This window comes from Magnetospirillum gryphiswaldense MSR-1 v2 (assembly GCF_000513295.1).
Classification (GTDB): Bacteria; Pseudomonadota; Alphaproteobacteria; order Rhodospirillales; family Magnetospirillaceae; genus Magnetospirillum; species Magnetospirillum gryphiswaldense.
Genome location: NC_023065.1, coordinates 1,502,291 through 1,518,334, shown reverse-complemented (window position 1 = coordinate 1,518,334; position 16,044 = coordinate 1,502,291). Strand labels below are relative to the sequence as shown.

Here is a 16,044-nt window from a genome sequence, read left to right as displayed (position 1 = left end):
TTTGTCGTTTATGGGGATATTCATGCGCCTTATCGCCAAGCTGATTGCCGTCCTGGCGGTCCTCGCCATTGCCGTCGGCACCTGGGCCGCCCTGGAAGGCCATCGCCGGTTCACCGGCCCCGGTCCATTGGCTGAGCCGATCACCATCGTCATCCCCAAGGGGGCGGGGCTGGAGGCCATCGCCCGGCGGCTGGAAGCCAACAAGGTGGTGCCCGACCGCTTCAGCTTCATGATCGGCACCCGCCTGCGTCAGGTGGTGTTGAAGGCGGGTGAATACGAATTCCCGGCCCGGATCAGCGCCGAGGAAGCCATGCGCATGATCGCCGAGGGCCGCACCGTCAAACACAAGCTGACCATTGCCGAGGGCCTGACCGTGCGTCAGATTCTGGCCGAGCTTGATCAAGCCGATTTCCTGGCCGGCAAGGTGACCAAAATGCCGGCGGAAGGCTGGCTGCTGCCGGAAACCTGGGTGTTGTCGCGCGACGACGACCGGGCCGAGCTGGTGGCGCGCATGGAAAAATCCATGCGCCAGACTCTGGACGAGTTGTGGGCGAAACGCGCAGCCGATCTGCCGCTGAAATCGCCGGAAGAGGCGCTGATCCTGGCCTCGGTGGTCGAGCGTGAAACCGGGTTGAAGGCCGAGCGGCCCATGGTGGCGGGGGTGTTCATCAACCGCCTGCGCCTGGGCATGCGCCTGCAATCGGACCCGACGGTCATTTACGGCCTCTCCGAGGGCATGGGGGTGTTGGACCGCCCCTTGACCCGTGCCGACCTGGAAAAGCCGCATGCTTGGAACACCTATGTCATCGACCGTCTGCCCAAAACCGCCATCGCCAATCCCGGTCGCGCCAGCCTGGAGGCGGTGTTGAACCCGGCCAGGACCGACGCGCTGTATTTCGTCGCCGATGGCAGCGGCGGCCACGCCTTCGCCAAAAGCCTGGATGAGCACAACCGGAATGTCGGCACTTGGCGCAAGGTGGAGAAGGAGCGGAAAGGGCGGTAATTCACCGGTGCGATGGCCGTTGCAATGGGCACACCTCAGAGGGGGGATTATTCCATCCCCCCCTGATTCCAGCTAAAAAAGCCTGTACCGAAGTGCAGGCTCAAGTTTAGGCAGGCCTCGGAAAACAGCGGTGAACCATCTGAACGCCTTGATTTACCTCGTCTTCTGACACTTTCTCCGTATACTTCGTGAAGTTAGAGGCGCTTTCCTCGTCACAGATATACGGGCGGTGCCGAATGGCGAATAAGGTCAGATATCTGCTGTTCGAGGATGGACGGTACTACTTCTTCCGCAAAATCTCGCTCGATCTCTGGTCGCATTACCCGAAAACCTTCATCAATAAGGCGTTGGGAACGGCAGACCGTGCGGATGCTCTCGAAGCCTTGCCCAGTGTGCTGCATGCCTACAACGATGAGTTCCGCAGGCGCCCTCGTTTCGGAGGCGACACTTAGAGCATTTTCACATCGAGCGTCCATATCCGTCGTGGGCGAAGAAATTGGCGCATTCCTCGGGCGGAAACAGGTCGATGAGTTTTCCGATCACGTCCCATAAGGTGTTGATGGTGCGGGCTTGCGCCTTTCGCAGCAGGCTCTTGAGCTTGGCGAAGGCGAGCTCGATGGGATTGAGGTCTGGGGAGTAGGGCGGCAGATACCGCAGGGTGGCCCCTCGGGCTTCGATGAGTTGCTTGACCCCTGCCACCTTGTGGGCGGGCAGATTGTCCATTACGACGATGTCGCCGGGCCGCAAGGTCGGAGCCAGGACCTGCTCGACATAGGCCAGGAAGATCGCGCCATTCATCGCCTTGTCGATGACGAAGGGGGCGGAGATTCCGTCATGCCGGAGCGCCCCGACGAAGGTGGTCATTTTCCAATGACCGTGCGGCACCGCAGCCAGCAGCCGCTGACCGCGCGGCGCCCGTCCGTAGCGCCGGGTCATGTTGGTCGATGCCCCGGTTTCATCAAGGAAGACCAAGCGGGTTGGGTCCAGCGCCGGCTGCTCGGCTCGCCAGGCGATGCGTCCTTCGGCTACGTCGGGACGTTCCTGCTCGGCAGCATGCGCACTCTTTTTTTCAGACTGAGGTCGAGCCGCTCAAGCGTGTTCCACAGGCCGCCGACGCTGATCGACACGCCCAATTCGGCCAGAACCCAGGCGCGCAACTCAGCCAGCGTGGCATCGGGCTCGACCTTGATCTGCGCCTGCAACGCCTCAAGGTGAGCCGCCAGCTTCTGTCCTGGCCGCCCAGGCCGTGGCTTCACCGTCGTCTCGCCGGTGGCCCGGCGGCGGCCTTGGGCCTTGTAGATGTACGAAACGCTCACCCGGAACAGCGGCGCCACCTCGTAGGCGCTCATGCCGCTGTCCACAGCCGCCAAAACTCTATCGCGCAAGTCCTGAGAATAGGACTGCCCTGAGCGCCACGTCATCGCATCATCCTCGGGAGCGTTGTTACCGAAGATGTTGAATCACAAAATGACCTCAGGGGGAATCCTCTACCGATTCCGCTCGGCGTGAAACCGCTCTAAAGCATGCTTGCGGGCTGTGGAATATTGGCCATAAAGTGAAGGGCCTGCTTCTCAGGGCGGTTCGGGGTGTATATTAGGATATCATGGAATGATTCAAATAATATATGCCAGTGCTGAAGCCAAGCGCATGACAAATAGCGAATTAACAGAACTTCTTGAGAAGGCCAGAGAAAAGAATGAGCAACTGAATATTACGGGGTTTCTCCTGTATGACGATAGTTCATTCCTACAGGTTCTGGAGGGCCCGGATGCGGCAGTTGAGGCGGTTATGGGAGCTATCATGAGGGATGACCGTCATACCAACATCCGCTTGTTATCGCAGAAGCAAATCGCTGAGCGCGAATTCGGGGAGTGGGCGATGGCTTTTGCCGTTCCTGAGGGGGATGCTCCTTCCTGCGACGGTTTTCTTGATTATGCGGCAACCAGCGAGGAATTCAGCCTTGAAGGGTCTGAGGTTTCGCAGATTCTTTCCCTTTTTCAGCAAGGCTTGTTGCGGCAGTCAGACCATTCCGAGGAGAAGGCAAGCCACTTCACAGTGACCGTAGGATCGCCGCAAAGCGCCTATGTCCAAGGACAGAAGGCGAAGTTCCTGATGGACTTCGGGCGTGCCTTGGCGCTTACGGTGCCAGATGTCCAAATCGGAGTGAATGTCGGTCGCGACCCAATCCATTTCAATCTGCGCCGAGACATGGAGAAAGGGGAGATAGAATTATTCTGAGGGAAGCTATGAAACCATGTTCAGGTTAAAGCCTAACAGACAGATTACGACATCTTCGCGCTTATAAGCATTCTGCTAAAAAGTGGCTTGCTTACATTTCACCCACCTCGTTAGGCTTCTTGCAGCCAAGACCAATGTTGATCGCCATTTGTGACCGCAGGCGCAAAAAGAAACAAAACAAGAATCCGTGCAGCAACTAGCAATCTGAGATTACATTCTGCCGTAAATTAGCTATCGCACATAAATGCGCTAACCCTAGAAAATCCGCCAAAAAAAAGCCCCAGCACGAAGCTGGGGCTCAAGTTTAGGGAGGAAACGTCCAAGAAAGGCAACAAGGGAATAGGTCAGAAGACTTTCCGTTTGTTGCAGTGCAATAATTAAGGGGTTCGCCGCCTTCGCGCAAGCGGAAAATGCCCCCCGAATTGGCAGAAAGGTGTTAAAGGTACGGAATTGCTTGATTTTGCATCAACGCATTCCAGGCATGTCGTTCCGGTGATTGCGATGAATCCAATAGTGGCACGACGTATGCATGGATTGCGGGCGTTGGATCATTCCGCAAGGTCGATGAAATGGGCGTAAAACGGCAAATGGTGGCGATGGGGATGGCGATGCTGGCCGCGTGCGCGCTGTCCCAGGCCGCCCAGGCCGCACCGTCCCTGCCGCCCGAGGCCCAATGCGCCGAGGAAGCCGGCAAGAACGAGCGCCTCTACGGTATTCCCGCCCGTCTGCTCAATTCCATCTCGGTGGTCGAATCGGGGCGTTACGACCGTGACTACAAGGCAACCCTTGCCTGGCCGTGGACGGTGACCTCGCAGGGGCAGGGCAAATATTTCCCCACCAAGGGGGAAGCCATTGCCGAGGTGCGGCGCTTGCAGTCCAAGGGCGTCAAAAGCATCGATGTCGGCTGCATGCAGATCAATCTGATGTACCACCCCACCGCCTTCACCTCGCTGGACGAGGCGTTCGAGCCGGTGGCCAATGTGGGCTATGCCGCCCGCTTCCTGAAGGGATTGTTCGGTGCCACCGACAATTGGGTGACGGCGGCGTCCTATTATCATAGTCAGACCCCGCATCTGGCCGCCGCCTATCGCGAGCGGCTGATGAAGGTGTGGGACGGTGCCGGCACCCAGATGGCCGCCCTGGCCTCCCGTCCGCAGCCACAATTGCCGTCCATCAAGCCGGGAAAGGGGCCGGGGCCGGTGCCGTCCAACGCTCGGGTCGAGGAGCAGCGCAAGGCTTGGCGTGATCAGCAATCCACCGTTCAGGACGAGGCCAGGCTGATCGCCGCCGCCTATCGCCAGGCCCGCATGTCCGAATACCAGATGCGTCGCGCCCGTATGGTCGAGGTGCGCCGGGCCAAAGGATTGTCGTTGGACGGGTACTGATCAGTCCGACCGCTGCGGTACGTCGCAGACGCCATCGGCGGCTTCCTTGGCCTCGATGGCCTTCAGTCGCTTCTTCTGTCCCAGATAGCCGTAAACGGCGACCGCAGCGATGACGAGGACGAAGAACCCCAGGATCTTCCATTTGTGGTCGCCCAGCCAGTCTTCCAGCACGCGGCCGAGGAAATAGCCGCCCCAGGCGAAGCTGTGGGCCCAGATCAGGGCGGCGATGGCGTTGAGCATGGCATAACGCAGCCGTGGTACTCCGGCGATGCCGATGACGAAGGGGGCGATGTTGCGCACGCCGTAGATGAAGCGGAACGACAGGATGAACAGGGTCGGGTGGGTCTTGACCAGTTCAAACGCCCAGTCGATCTTGCTGCCCATGGTCGGCCAGCGGTTCAACAGCGGCGTGCCATAGCGGCGACCGATGTAATAGTAAAGCTGGTCGCCGGCGAAGCTGCCGGAAAAGGCGGCCAGGGCGATCAGTTCGACGTTGATGTTGTAACTGCCTTCCGAGGCGATGATGCCGGCAATCAGCACCACCGTTTCGCCTTCGACGAAGGTCCAGATCAGGATGGTCGGATACAGCAGGTAGCTGTATTCGGTGAGGATCAGGTCCAAGACCTCGCTGGGCGAGCCGATACGACCGAGCACCACCCCCAGGGCAACGATCCCCCCCACCAAAACCAAGGCGCCAAGGGCGAGCAAAACACGGCGGGTGTTAGACGACATCGGCAACCATCATCCTTGGGTATGTGGACCTATACATCCGGCATGGCGGGGCCCGCGTCAATGGACAACTGGGGAGGTCGCCCAATTGTAACGGACCCCAGGCCGCCTCAGCGAATGATCTCGGTCAAAGCTTCCTTCTTTTCAATCTCTTTGACGAAATGAACCAGTTCGTAATCCAGCGCGTCGCGGATGGACAACATGCCCACCGGCTTGCCGCCTTGGACCACCGGCATGTGCCTGAAGCCGTTATCATGCATGATGTGCAGCGCGTGCAGCAGCGGACGGTCGGGGGCGATGGTCGACAACTTGCCGGTCATCACCTGATCAAGGGTGGTGTTTTCCGGGTCGCGGCCCTCGGCCAGGACGCGGAACAGGCCGTCGCGTTCGGTGAAGATGCCCATCAGCTTACCGTCATCGACGATGACGATGGCGCCGATGCGGCGCTTGGCCATTTCCTGTGCCGCTTCACGTACGGTGGCGGTATGGGGCAGGGCGACGATGGACTGGTTCTTGATGACGTCCTTGATCAGGCGCGACGACATGGTGACGTATCTCCCATTATGCTTTTTGCATGGCCGCCTTATGACACGGCATCAGCAAAATCCCGTATCGGGCATAGGGGCGTCAATCGGGAAATGGTTGTTTCAGCCTTGGCGCGGGCGGATTCGGGTGACATGGCCCATCTTGCGGCCCGAGCGCGCCTCGGCCTTGCCGTAAAGATGCAGCTTGGCCCCCGGCTCTTTCAGGAAGTCGAGCCATTTGTCCACGTCCGAACCGATCAGATTGGTCATCACCGCGTCGGAATGACGGTCGGGGCTGCCCAGCGGCAGACCGCAGACGGCGCGGATGAATTGCTCGAACTGGTCGGTGACGCAGGCATCCATGGTCCAATGGCCGGAATTGTGCGGCCTGGGCGCCATTTCGTTGACCAGAACGTCGCCCGCTTTGGTGACGAACATCTCCACCGCCAGCAAGCCGACCAGATCCAGCGCCTCAGCCGCCTTCAGCGCCACTTGGATGGCACGCTCGGCCAGGGGCTGGGAAATGGGGGCGGGGATGGTGGTGGTGTCGAGGATGTGGTTGGTATGGACGTTCCAGGCCGGATCGAAGGTGGCGCACCCCCCGTCGAGACCACGGGCGACGATCACCGACACCTCGCCGGCGAAGTCGATGAAGCCTTCCAGCACCGCGGTGGCGCCGTCCATGCTGGCCCAGGCCTGATCCAGGTCGGTCTTGGCGGTGATCTTGACCTGGCCCTTGCCGTCATAGCCCAACCGCGTGGTCTTCAGCACCGCCGGACGACCGATGCGTTCGACCCCGGCCTTCAGATCGGCGGCGGAATTGATTTCCGCCCACGGCGCGGTGGCGATGCCGATGCCGTTGAAGAAGCGCTTTTCGCTGATGCGGTCTTGGGCCACTTCCAGCACTTTCCACGACGGACGCACCGGCACCAGCGAAGTCAGCAGCCGCACCGAAGCCGCCGGAATGTTCTCGAACTCGAAGGTGACGACATCGACGGCGCGGGCGAAGGCTTCCAGCGCCTTCATGTCGTCATAGCCGGCGATGGTGGCGGTGGCCGCCACCTGCTCGGTCGGGCTGTCGACTTCCGGGGTGAAGACGTGGACGCGATAGCCCAGGCGGGCGGCGGCCAGGGCGGCCATGCGGCCCAATTGGCCGCCGCCGATGATACCGATGGTGCCGCCGGGGGGCAGGGGGGTGTTCATGATCTCAGACGACCAGATGCGGGTTGTCGGCATCGACGGGCATTTCCGCCACCGATTCGGTTTGGCGGGTGCGCCAGTCTTCCAGCCGCTGGGCCAGGCCCGGGTCCATCAGGGCGATGATCGACGCCGCCAGCAGGCCGGCATTGGTGGCTCCGGCCTTGCCGATGGCCAAGGTACCCACCGGCACGCCGCCGGGCATCTGAACGATGGAATGCAAGCTGTCGACACCCTTCAGCACCCGGCTTTCCACCGGCACGCCGAGCACCGGCAAGGTGGTCATGGCGGCGGCCATGCCCGGCAGGTGGGCAGCGCCGCCGGCACCGGCGATGATGACCTTGAGACCGCGAGCCTTGGCCCCGGTGGCATAGTCGTACAGCCGCTTGGGCGTGCGATGGGCGGATACCACGCGGGTTTCGTAGGAAACGCCGAGGTCCACCAGCACTTCTACGGCGTGGCGCATGGTCTCCCAATCGGATTGGCTACCCATGATGATGCCGATGACGGGGGTGCTTGGGCTCATATCCATTTACTTTCCGGGCCAGGAAAGGGACGGATTATAGAAATCGGCGTAAACCGTGCAAGCATTGCTTTGCTTGTGCTACACTTCGCGCTTGAACCGGAAGAACACCGGGGGGCGCCATGGGCGACGAGTACCGCACAGAAAAAGTGTCGCGAACCAGGGATATTCACGAATACGCGCGGGACGGGTATGACGGCCAGCGTCGCCATTTGCCGCCCCATGCCTATGAAAACCCGGTCAAATCCCCCGCGCACACGGCATCGGACGCGGCCCTGGTCCTGGGGCTGCCGGCGGATCGGCTGACCCCTGAAATCCTGGATGCCTTGCAGCCGCTTTTGGCCGAACTCGAGCGGTTGCGCTGGAAGGCCGAGCAATCCAACCGTCGCCAGACCTGGCTGGAACAGCAATCCGACCGCCATTCCGTCGTTCCCTGCCTGACCCGACGCGCCTTCATGCGTGAGTTGGATGCCTATCTGGGCAGTGGCGGGCGTGGTGTGGTCGCCCTGTTGCAGGTGGCTGGGGTTGAGGCGCTTAGGCAATTGCACGGTCTAGCCGCCGGCGAAGGGGCGTTGCGCCATATCTGCGCCACCGTCATCGGCGCCCTGCGCACCACCGACATGGTCGGCTGCCTGGGCGGGTCGGACTTCGCCATTTTGTTGCCCGGCTCGGATTACGGCCATGCGCGTGACAAATTGGATGAAATCGTCGGCCACATGGCCGAGCCGCCCTTTACCTGGTTGGGCCAGCGTATCCCGTTGCAGCCGGCTTGGGGCTTGCATGTGCTTGGTGCCGGCGAGGGGGCGGAACAGGTGGTCGCCGCTGCCGACCGCCATCGCCGCGGCATGGGCTGAGAGCGCCCCTATCCCTTCGGCAGCAGTTTCAGCGATAACGGCCCGAGAACGGCGAAGCCCAGCATCACCATTGCCATGGGCAGGGCGGAATGAGCATGCAGCAGGCCGACCAGGGCCGAGGCGGCGGCGCCGATGGTGAATTGCAGCATGCCCATCAGGGCGGAAGCGGTGCCGGCGATGGCGCCACCCCGAGGGGCCATGACCAGTACCGAGGAATTGGGGGCGATGAAGCCCATGCAGGCGATGGTGGCGAACAGCGCCACCGACAACCCGATCACGCCGGCGAAATCGCTGGCGGCCACCGCCGCCAGCATGGCGGCCAGGGCCAGTTGCGCCCATTGCGCCACCGCCAGCACCTTGTGGCGGTCCAGTCCATGCAGCACCCGGCCGTTGATCTGGCCGGCGATGATGAAGCCGAAGGCGTTGGCGGCGAAGACCCAGCTGAATTGCTCCAGCGGCAGGTTGTGGTACTGGATCAGCACGAAGGGCGAGCCCGAAATGTATGTGAACAATCCGGCCATGCCGAAACTGCCGGCCAGGGCATAGGCCATGAACGAACGGTCGGCCAACAGCCGGCCATAGGCGACCAGGGCGCCGATGAAGCCGGAACGCCGGCGCAGATGCGGCGGGTGGCTTTCCGCCAGCCAGTGATGCAGCAGCACCAGGCATAGCCCGCCCATGATCGCCTGGGTGGCGAAAATCGAGCGCCAGCCCAGCAGATTGATCAACCAGGCGCCGGCCAGTGGGGCGATGATGGGGGCGGCGCCCATCACCAGCATCAGCGTGGCATAGACGCGGTGGGTCTCTTGCGGCGGGTAGAGGTCGCGCACCATGGCGCGACCGATGACGCCGCCGGAGCAGGCACCGATGGCCTGAAAGAAGCGGGCGATGGTGAAGATTTCCACCGACGGCGCCATCATGCAGGCCAGGGACGACAGGGTGTGGATGATCAGGCCGGCATAAAGCGGCCCCTTACGGCCCCAACCGTCGGAAATGGGGCCGTACAGCGCCGGCCCCAGGGCGAAACCGGCGAGAAAGGCGGCCAAGGTAATCTGCACCTGGGTGGAACTGGCGGCGAAATCGGTCTGCATCTGCGGCAGTGCCGGCAGATACATGTCGATGGCCAGGGGGGCCAGGGCAGTGAAAATGCCCAGGATAATGACAATCAGTCGCGATGGCGCCGGCATGGGATGTCCTGGGCGAAAGGGCTTCGCCGCTGTCTGTTCAGGCGATGATGTCGGGAATCATCTGGTTTTCCAGCTTGGCGATCTGATCCTTGAGCGCCAGCTTGCGTTTTTTCAGCCGCTGCAACTGTAACTGGTTCTGCAGGGGATCGACGGCGATACGGTCGATGACATCGTTAAGATCACGATGTTCGGTCATCAGTTCCGCCAATTGGCGCCGGATTTCTTCGATGTTTTCGTCGATCATTATGAATTGGCGACACTTGCAGTCTGAAGCGTCGTTGACACTAGCAGAACTTGGCGTGAAACGGTATGGGTAAGGTCATGAACATTGCGGGGTGTCCTATGAGCAAGTCCAAGCGTATCGGCATTTTGACCAGCGGCGGCGATTGCGCCGGCCTGAACGCGGCCCTGCGTGCCGTTGTCCATCGCGCCATCCGGGGCTATGGCTGGCGGGTGTTCGGTATCCGCGACGGCAGCCTGGGGCTGATGAACCGGCCTTTGGATTATTGCGAATTCGACCTGTCGGTGGCCTCGGGCGAGATGTTGCGCATGGGCGGCACCATCTTGGGCACCATCAACAAGGGCGACCCCTTCGCCTATCCCATGCCCGACGGCACCACCAAGGACCGCTCGGCGGAATTCGTCGAGGGCTATAAGGAACTGGGCCTGGATGCGCTGATCGTCATCGGCGGCGACGGCTCCATGCGCATCTTGAACAAGCTGTGCAAGCAAGGCGGCGTGCCCATGGTCGGCATCCCCAAGACCATCGACAACGACGTCGCCCACACCGACTATGCCATCGGCTATGTCACCGCCTTGGGCGTGGCGACCGAGGCCATCGACCGGCTGGCCCCCACCGCCGCCAGCCATCACCGTGTCATGATCCTGGAACTGATGGGCCGCGACGTCGGCCATATCGCGCTTTCCTCGGGCATCGGCGGTGGTGCCGACGTCATCTTGATCCCGGAAATCCCTTATTCCTTGGAAGGCATCGTCGCCAAGCTGGCCGAGGTCAACCACGAGGGCCGCAACCACGCCTTGGTCGTGGTGGCCGAGGGCTGCAAGACCGAAACCGGCCTGCCGGTGACCCAGGTGCAGGCCGATGGCGAGTTCCGTTACGGCGGCATCGGCCAATATCTGGCCGCCCGCCTGGGCAAGATGATCGAGGCGGAAACCCGCGTCACCGTGCTGGGTCATGTGCAGCGCGGCGGCACTCCGGGCATGCGCGACCGTCTGGTCGCCTCGGCCTTCGGTGTCCACGCCGTCGACCTGATCGCCCAGGGCAAGATGGACCGCATGGTCGCCTGGCAGCATGGCCAGGTGGTCGACGTGCCGTTGTCGGAAATCGCCGGCATCACCCGCGCCGTCGACCCCTTCGGCACCATCGCCCATACGGCGCGGGGCCTGGGCATCTATATCGGCGAGATGAAGGCGTAATTCGGCGTCGGCGGGGGGGGCCATCGGCGCTCCCGCACCTTTTTCCGCATTTCGAAAAGAAGCAAACCCGCGCGGAAAGCTTGCTTGAGCACGGGTTTTCCCTATTCAAATCGGGGAAAAGTACACCGAGGCAAAGCCGAGGGACTTTTTCACGGACGACTATTCCCCCCAGCGATTGATGCCGGCATCCAGGCCGAACAGATCCAGCGCCCGCCCAACGCTGTGCGCCACCATGTCGTCCAGGCTTTGCGGCTTGGCGTAAAAGGCGGGCAGGGGAGGGGCGATCACCGCGCCCATTTCCGCCAGTTGCAGCATGGTGCGCAGATGCCCGGCGTGCAGGGGGGATTCACGCACCATCAGCACCAGCCGGCGGCGTTCCTTCAAGGCGACGTCGGCGGCGCGGGTCAGAAGCGAGGTGGTGACGCCGCTGGCGATCTCGCTCATGGAGCGGATGGAACACGGCGCCACCAACATGCCCAGGGTGCGGAACGAGCCGGAAGCGGGGGCGGCGGCGATATCCTCGGCCCGGTGGCAATGATCGGCCAGGGCGCGCAGTTCGGCCACCTTCATGTCGGTTTCGTGGGCCAAGGTGATTTCCGCCGCCTTGCTGACCACCAGATGGGTTTCCACCCCCAGGCGTCGCAATACCCGTAAGGCCTGGATGCCATAGACGATGCCCGAGGCGCCGCTGATGCCGACCACCAGACGGGGCGGATGTACGTTCATCAAACTTTCTCCCAATGGATCGAAATAGGGGTTGTCTTCGCGCCTGCAATACGGCATAAAGCACGATTTTTTTGCTGACAAGGCTTGGTCCGCTGTCTTACCCTATCCACCTTAGCCCATATGCAGGGAGGATTGTAATGAGCCTTCAGGACCGGATCGAGTCTTTGAAAGTCCGCCATGCCGCGCTTGATTCCGCCATCCGAGCGGAAGCGCGCCGTCCCTTTCCCAATGAAGGCCAGATCAATGATATGAAGCGCCAGAAACTGCGCATCAAGGACGAGTTGACGCGCTTTAGTAGCGCCAGTCCGCATTGATCGTCAGGAATCGTAAGCTGTTCAAGGCACCTGCCGGGCATGGCCCGGCGGGTGCTTTTGCGTTTTTAGTTTGCGATTGCAGGTTATTTTATTTCCGCATTCCGGTGATGAATTCCTGGGTTAAGACGACATATTGTGGCGTTGCAGCGGAAATAAGTGGGGTTCTGTTGCACTTACTCTCAATGTGCCTTTGCAAAAATTTCGCGTCTGGTGCATCTTTGCCGCCTCGAAGGGAGGGGCTGGACCCCAACCACGAGGATAGTTCGTTAAAGCAGAGGGAACGGCACCAATGACCAATGCGTATCAACAGGCTTACGAGCGCTCGCTGAAGGATCCCGAGGGATTCTGGGCTGATGCCGCCAAGGACATTCACTGGAACAAGACCTGGGACAAGGTTCTGGATGATTCGCGCAAGCCGTTCTATCGTTGGTTCACCGGTGGCGAGGTCAATACCTGCTACAACGCCGTCGATCGGCACGTCGAAGACGGTCGCGGCACTCAGGCCGCCATCATTTATGACAGCCCGGTCACCGATACCGTCCGTACCATCACCTATGCCGAGCTGAAGGATCAGGTGTCCAAGTTCGCCGGCTTGCTGCGCGGTCTGGGCGTGGACAAGGGCGATCGCGTCCTCGTCTACATGCCCATGGTGCCGGAAGCGGTGGTGGCCATGCTGGCCTGCGCCCGTCTGGGCGCGGTGCATTCGGTGGTGTTCGGCGGCTTCGCCTCGAACGAATTGGCCACCCGTATCAACGACGCCCAGCCCAAGGTGATCGTCTCGGCTTCGTGCGGCATCGAAACCGCCCGCGTCATTCCCTATAAGCCGCTGCTGGATCATGCCATCGATCTGGCCGATCACAAGCCGGCCCATACCGTCGTTTTGCAGCGCCCGCAAGTGGCCGCCGCCATGGTCGCCGGTCGCGACGTGGACTGGAGCGAGGCCGACAAGGCCGCCCCGGCCGAATGCGTGACCGTCGCCGCCACCGACCCGCTTTATATCCTGTACACCTCGGGCACCACCGGTCAGCCCAAGGGCGTGGTCCGCGACAATGGCGGCCACATGGTGGCGCTGAAGTGGACCATGAAGAACGTCTACAACATCGAGCCGGGCCAGGTGTTCTGGGCCGCGTCCGACGTGGGTTGGGTGGTCGGCCACTCCTACATCTGCTATGCGCCCTTGCTGCACGGCGCCACCACCGTGGTCTATGAAGGCAAGCCGGTGGGCACCCCCGATGCCGGCGCCTTCTGGCGCGTCATCAGCCAGCACAAGATCACCGCGCTGTTCACCGCGCCCACCGCCTTCCGCGCCATCAAGCGCGAAGACCCCAACGCCGAGCTTTTGCAGAAGTATGACATGAGCAGCCTGAAGGCGCTGTTCCTGGCCGGCGAGCGGTCCGACCCCGATACCATCAAGTGGGCGCAGACCAATCTGAAGGTTCCGGTGGTCGATCACTGGTGGCAGACCGAGACCGGCTGGGCCATCGCCGCCAATTGCCTGGGCCTGCACGAATTCCCGGTCAAGCCCGGCTCGCCGACCAAGGCCGCTCCGGGCTGGGATTTGCAGGTGCTGGACGAAGGCCATCACCAGTGCAAGCCCGGCCAGACCGGTTCGCTGGTGGTCAAGCTGCCGTTGCCCCCCGGCACCTTCTACACCCTGTGGAATGCCGAGCAGCGCTTCTTCGAATCGTACATGGCCGAATATCCCGGTTTCTACAAGACCGCCGATGCCGGCATGATCGATGAAGACGGCTATGTCTATGTCATGAGCCGTACCGACGACATCATCAACGTCGCCGGTCACCGTCTGTCCACCGGCCAGATGGAAGAAGTGCTGGCCAGCCACCCGGATGTGGCCGAATGCGCCGTCATCGGCGTCGCCGACCAGTTGAAGGGGCAGTTGCCGCTGGGCTTCATCTGCCTGAAGGCCGGCGTCACCAAGGCGGATGACGACGTCATCAAGGAAGTGGTCAAGCTGGTGCGCGAAGTCATCGGCCCGGTCGCCGCCTTCAAGAGCTGCACCGTGGTCAAGCGTCTGCCCAAGACCCGTTCCGGCAAGATCCTGCGCGGCACCATGCAGAAGATCGCCGACAACCAGGATTTCAAGATGCCGGCGACCATCGACGATCCGGCCATCTTGGAAGAAATCGACGAGAGCCTGCAAAGCATCGGTTATTCCAAGGCCCGCACCGAGGCGGTGGAATAATCATCGTCACGGTGTTCGAATAAAAACGGGGGGCTTCGGCCCCCCGTATTTTTTTGCGTGTCGAACCTTGGAAGGGTGGGCATGCCGCCCCTGCGCCTATTTTTCGCTTTTGAAAAAAGCAAACCCGCGCGGAAAGTTCGCTTCCCGCACGGGTTTTCCTTATTCAAATCGGGGAAAAGTACACCGGGGCGAAACCTGCGGACTTTTTCACGGATGACAAGGGGGGCCGAAGCCCCCCTTTTTCGCTTACTTCTTCTTGCCGTCACTCAGCGGCAGCGCCACGTAACGCAGCGCCTGCGGGTTTTCCACCCGCAACAGCAGGAACTTCTGGCTCGACGCCTTCGCCGCTTCCACCGCCTTGGTCAGATCGGCGGGGTTGCGCACCGGCTTGTTGCCGGCTTCGATGATGACGTCGCCGGGCTTCATGCCCTTTTCCGCCGCCGGGCCGTCCTTGACCTCGGTCACCACCAAGCCGGCGGTGTCCTCTTCCAGGCCGAAGCGTTCACGCAAGGCCGGGTTGAGCGCCGACACGGTCAGGCCGGTACCGGCGATGACCTGGCCCTGAGCCTGGGTCTGCGGCTTTTCCGGTGACTTGCTGGCCACTTCCTCCGGCTCTTCCGGCAATTCGCCCACCGCCACGTCGACGATGACGCGCTTGCCGTCGCGCCAGATTTCCACCGGCGCCTTCTTGCCGATGGCGGTTTCGGCGACGATGCGGGGCAATTTGCGCATTTCGGTGATGTCGCGGCCGTCAAACTTCAAGATGACGTCGCCGGGCTTCAGATTGGCCTTGGCCGCCGGGCCGCCGGCATTGACGGACGCGACCAGGGCGCCCTTGGATTCGGTCAGGCCCATGGATTCGGCCAGTTCCGGGTCCAGCGACTGGATGCGCACGCCCAGCCAGCCGCGCCGGGTGCGACCGAATTGCTTGAGGTCGTCGATCACCGGCTTGGCCAGGGTCGAGGGAATGGCGAAGCCGATACCGATGGAGCCGCCCGAGGGCGAGAAGATGGCGGTGTTGATGCCCACCACCTCGCCGGCGGAATTGAACAACGGTCCACCCGAATTGCCTCGGTTGATGGAGGCGTCGGTCTGGATGAAATCGTCATAGGGACCGGCATTGATGTCGCGCGCCCGGGCCGAGACGATACCGGCGGTGACCGTGCCGCCCAGGCCGAAGGGATTGCCGATGGCCAGCACCCAATCGCCGATGCGCGACTGGTCGGAATTGCCGAACGGCACCGCCGTCAACGTCTTCTTGCCCGGATCGATCTTGAGGACCGCCAGATCGGTCTTGGAATCGCGTCCGATCAGCGTCGCCTTGTGGGTGGTGTCGTCATGCAGGGTGACGGTGATTTCGTCAGCGTCGGCGATGACGTGGTTGTTGGTGACCACATAGCCGGCGGCATCGATGACGAAGCCCGAACCCAGCGAGGTGGCGCGCTTGGGCGCCGCGTCGGGGCGCGCCTGACGTTCCATGAATTCCTTGAAGAAATCCTCGAACGGCGAACCGGGCGGGAATTGCGGCATCTCGGGGATGCGCTCGGGGTTCTTGATGGTCTGGGTGGTCGAGATGTTGACCACCGCCGGCAGCAGCTTTTCCGCCAGATCGGCGAAGCTGCCGGGCGCTTCGCGCGCGGTGGCGGCGGCGGCTTGGGCGAAAATGGCCGCGGCGGTGACGGCGCAAACCATCAACCGGCGGGAAACTGTCATGGGATTGGGCA

17 protein-coding genes are annotated in these 16,044 nt (G+C 61.9%); 8 read left to right on the top strand and 9 right to left on the bottom strand.

Going from position 1 to position 16,044, the window contains the following annotated elements; all coding sequences use genetic code 11:
• The first annotated feature begins 22 nt into the window (after positions 1-22).
• A complete protein-coding gene (gene mltG, locus MGMSRV2_RS07290) occupies positions 23-1,003 on the top strand; it encodes an endolytic transglycosylase MltG (RefSeq protein ID WP_024079720.1) in 981 nt (326 codons plus the stop codon).
• A 236-nt stretch (positions 1,004-1,239) separates the two neighbouring features.
• Complete coding sequence (locus MGMSRV2_RS07285; RefSeq protein ID WP_024079719.1) at positions 1,240-1,455, top strand: DUF6538 domain-containing protein; 216 nt, start codon at positions 1,240-1,242, stop codon at positions 1,453-1,455.
• Positions 1,456-1,462: 7 nt separating this feature from the next.
• Here MGMSRV2_RS07285 and MGMSRV2_RS07280 read toward each other — a convergent pair.
• Positions 1,463-2,424, bottom strand: a protein-coding gene (locus MGMSRV2_RS07280) for an IS630 family transposase (protein WP_144084247.1) whose coding sequence is annotated in 2 segments (ribosomal slippage) — positions 1,463-2,076 and positions 2,076-2,424 — 963 coding nt in all. Because the reading frame shifts where the segments join, the coding sequence is not laid out codon by codon here.
• A gap of 187 nt (positions 2,425-2,611) precedes the next feature.
• On the opposite strand from MGMSRV2_RS07280, the gene MGMSRV2_RS07275 reads away from it, so the two are divergent.
• Positions 2,612-3,241, top strand: coding sequence for a BLUF domain-containing protein (locus MGMSRV2_RS07275; RefSeq protein ID WP_024079718.1), 630 nt, complete (start codon positions 2,612-2,614; stop codon positions 3,239-3,241).
• Positions 3,242-3,849: 608 nt separating this feature from the next.
• Positions 3,850-4,626: a lysozyme family protein gene (locus MGMSRV2_RS07270; protein ID WP_024079717.1), complete on the top strand. Its 777-nt coding sequence runs from the start codon at positions 3,850-3,852 to the stop codon at positions 4,624-4,626.
• On the opposite strand, the gene MGMSRV2_RS07265 is transcribed toward MGMSRV2_RS07270, so the two are convergent.
• The 4 genes from MGMSRV2_RS07265 to purE all read right to left on the bottom strand — a co-directional run bounded on the left by MGMSRV2_RS07265 (position 4,627) and on the right by purE (position 7,602).
• Entirely contained in the window at positions 4,627-5,358 is a 732-nt protein-coding gene (locus tag MGMSRV2_RS07265) for a DedA family protein (RefSeq protein WP_024079716.1), read from the bottom strand.
• Positions 5,359-5,465: 107 nt separating this feature from the next.
• The gene (locus tag MGMSRV2_RS07260) at positions 5,466-5,900 is read right to left on the bottom strand and encodes a CBS domain-containing protein (RefSeq protein WP_024079715.1); all 435 of its coding nucleotides are present in this window, start codon (positions 5,898-5,900) and stop codon (positions 5,466-5,468) included.
• Positions 5,901-6,002: 102 nt separating this feature from the next.
• Entirely contained in the window at positions 6,003-7,082 is a 1,080-nt protein-coding gene (locus MGMSRV2_RS07255) for a 5-(carboxyamino)imidazole ribonucleotide synthase (protein ID WP_041633514.1), read from the bottom strand.
• A gap of 4 nt (positions 7,083-7,086) precedes the next feature.
• Positions 7,087-7,602: a 5-(carboxyamino)imidazole ribonucleotide mutase gene (gene purE, locus MGMSRV2_RS07250; RefSeq protein WP_041633513.1), complete on the bottom strand. Its 516-nt coding sequence runs from the start codon at positions 7,600-7,602 to the stop codon at positions 7,087-7,089.
• A gap of 119 nt (positions 7,603-7,721) precedes the next feature.
• On the opposite strand from purE, the gene MGMSRV2_RS07245 reads away from it, so the two are divergent.
• The gene (locus MGMSRV2_RS07245) at positions 7,722-8,453 is read left to right on the top strand and encodes a GGDEF domain-containing protein (protein ID WP_024079712.1); all 732 of its coding nucleotides are present in this window, start codon (positions 7,722-7,724) and stop codon (positions 8,451-8,453) included.
• Between the two features lie 8 nt (positions 8,454-8,461).
• Here MGMSRV2_RS07245 and MGMSRV2_RS07240 read toward each other — a convergent pair whose 3' ends face one another.
• Positions 8,462-9,640, bottom strand: coding sequence for a multidrug effflux MFS transporter (locus MGMSRV2_RS07240; RefSeq protein WP_024079711.1), 1,179 nt, complete (start codon positions 9,638-9,640; stop codon positions 8,462-8,464).
• Positions 9,641-9,677: 37 nt separating this feature from the next.
• Positions 9,678-9,884: a YdcH family protein gene (locus tag MGMSRV2_RS07235; protein WP_024079710.1), complete on the bottom strand. Its 207-nt coding sequence runs from the start codon at positions 9,882-9,884 to the stop codon at positions 9,678-9,680.
• 98 nt (positions 9,885-9,982) lie between these two features.
• Between MGMSRV2_RS07235 and MGMSRV2_RS07230 the strand changes: the two genes are divergently transcribed.
• Positions 9,983-11,077, top strand: a complete 1,095-nt coding sequence (locus MGMSRV2_RS07230; RefSeq protein ID WP_024079709.1) for an ATP-dependent 6-phosphofructokinase — start codon at positions 9,983-9,985, stop codon at positions 11,075-11,077.
• A gap of 159 nt (positions 11,078-11,236) precedes the next feature.
• On the opposite strand, the gene MGMSRV2_RS07225 is transcribed toward MGMSRV2_RS07230, so the two are convergent.
• Positions 11,237-11,803 carry a UbiX family flavin prenyltransferase gene (locus MGMSRV2_RS07225; RefSeq protein ID WP_024079708.1) on the bottom strand — a complete coding sequence of 189 codons (567 nt, stop codon included), beginning with the start codon at positions 11,801-11,803 and terminating at the stop codon, positions 11,237-11,239.
• A gap of 137 nt (positions 11,804-11,940) precedes the next feature.
• On the opposite strand from MGMSRV2_RS07225, the gene MGMSRV2_RS07220 reads away from it, so the two are divergent.
• Both MGMSRV2_RS07220 and MGMSRV2_RS07215 read left to right on the top strand, forming a co-directional pair.
• Positions 11,941-12,117 carry a YdcH family protein gene (locus MGMSRV2_RS07220; RefSeq protein WP_084027972.1) on the top strand — a complete coding sequence of 59 codons (177 nt, stop codon included), beginning with the start codon at positions 11,941-11,943 and terminating at the stop codon, positions 12,115-12,117.
• A gap of 289 nt (positions 12,118-12,406) precedes the next feature.
• Positions 12,407-14,320: a propionyl-CoA synthetase gene (locus MGMSRV2_RS07215; protein WP_024079706.1), complete on the top strand. Its 1,914-nt coding sequence runs from the start codon at positions 12,407-12,409 to the stop codon at positions 14,318-14,320.
• Positions 14,321-14,566: 246 nt separating this feature from the next.
• Here MGMSRV2_RS07215 and MGMSRV2_RS07210 read toward each other — a convergent pair whose 3' ends face one another.
• On the bottom strand, positions 14,567-16,033 hold the full coding sequence (locus MGMSRV2_RS07210; RefSeq protein WP_052588889.1) for a DegQ family serine endoprotease: 1,467 nt from the start codon (positions 16,031-16,033) through the stop codon (positions 14,567-14,569).
• Positions 16,034-16,044: the final 11 nt, after the last annotated feature.

Bases quoted from the DNA above. Each gene is read 5' to 3' on its own strand.
- MGMSRV2_RS07260 (WP_024079715.1), bottom strand. From the start codon at position 5,900: ATGTCGTCGCGCCTGATCAAGGACGTCATCAAGAACCAGTCCATCGTC.
- MGMSRV2_RS07235 (WP_024079710.1), bottom strand. From the start codon at position 9,884: ATGATCGACGAAAACATCGAAGAAATCCGGCGCCAATTGGCGGAACTG.
- MGMSRV2_RS07225 (WP_024079708.1), bottom strand. From the start codon at position 11,803: ATGAACGTACATCCGCCCCGTCTGGTGGTCGGCATCAGCGGCGCCTCG.
- MGMSRV2_RS07255 (WP_041633514.1), bottom strand. From the start codon at position 7,082: ATGAACACCCCCCTGCCCCCCGGCGGCACCATCGGTATCATCGGCGGC.
- MGMSRV2_RS07275 (WP_024079718.1), top strand. From the start codon at position 2,612: ATGATTCAAATAATATATGCCAGTGCTGAAGCCAAGCGCATGACAAAT.
- MGMSRV2_RS07240 (WP_024079711.1), bottom strand. From the start codon at position 9,640: ATGCCGGCGCCATCGCGACTGATTGTCATTATCCTGGGCATTTTCACT.
- purE (WP_041633513.1), bottom strand. From the start codon at position 7,602: ATGAGCCCAAGCACCCCCGTCATCGGCATCATCATGGGTAGCCAATCC.
- MGMSRV2_RS07210 (WP_052588889.1), bottom strand. From the start codon at position 16,033: ATGACAGTTTCCCGCCGGTTGATGGTTTGCGCCGTCACCGCCGCGGCC.
- MGMSRV2_RS07230 (WP_024079709.1), top strand. From the start codon at position 9,983: ATGAGCAAGTCCAAGCGTATCGGCATTTTGACCAGCGGCGGCGATTGC.
- MGMSRV2_RS07220 (WP_084027972.1), top strand. From the start codon at position 11,941: ATGAGCCTTCAGGACCGGATCGAGTCTTTGAAAGTCCGCCATGCCGCG.
- MGMSRV2_RS07265 (WP_024079716.1), bottom strand. From the start codon at position 5,358: ATGTCGTCTAACACCCGCCGTGTTTTGCTCGCCCTTGGCGCCTTGGTT.
- mltG (WP_024079720.1), top strand. From the start codon at position 23: ATGCGCCTTATCGCCAAGCTGATTGCCGTCCTGGCGGTCCTCGCCATT.
- MGMSRV2_RS07245 (WP_024079712.1), top strand. From the start codon at position 7,722: ATGGGCGACGAGTACCGCACAGAAAAAGTGTCGCGAACCAGGGATATT.
- MGMSRV2_RS07270 (WP_024079717.1), top strand. From the start codon at position 3,850: ATGCTGGCCGCGTGCGCGCTGTCCCAGGCCGCCCAGGCCGCACCGTCC.
- MGMSRV2_RS07215 (WP_024079706.1), top strand. From the start codon at position 12,407: ATGACCAATGCGTATCAACAGGCTTACGAGCGCTCGCTGAAGGATCCC.
- MGMSRV2_RS07285 (WP_024079719.1), top strand. From the start codon at position 1,240: ATGGCGAATAAGGTCAGATATCTGCTGTTCGAGGATGGACGGTACTAC.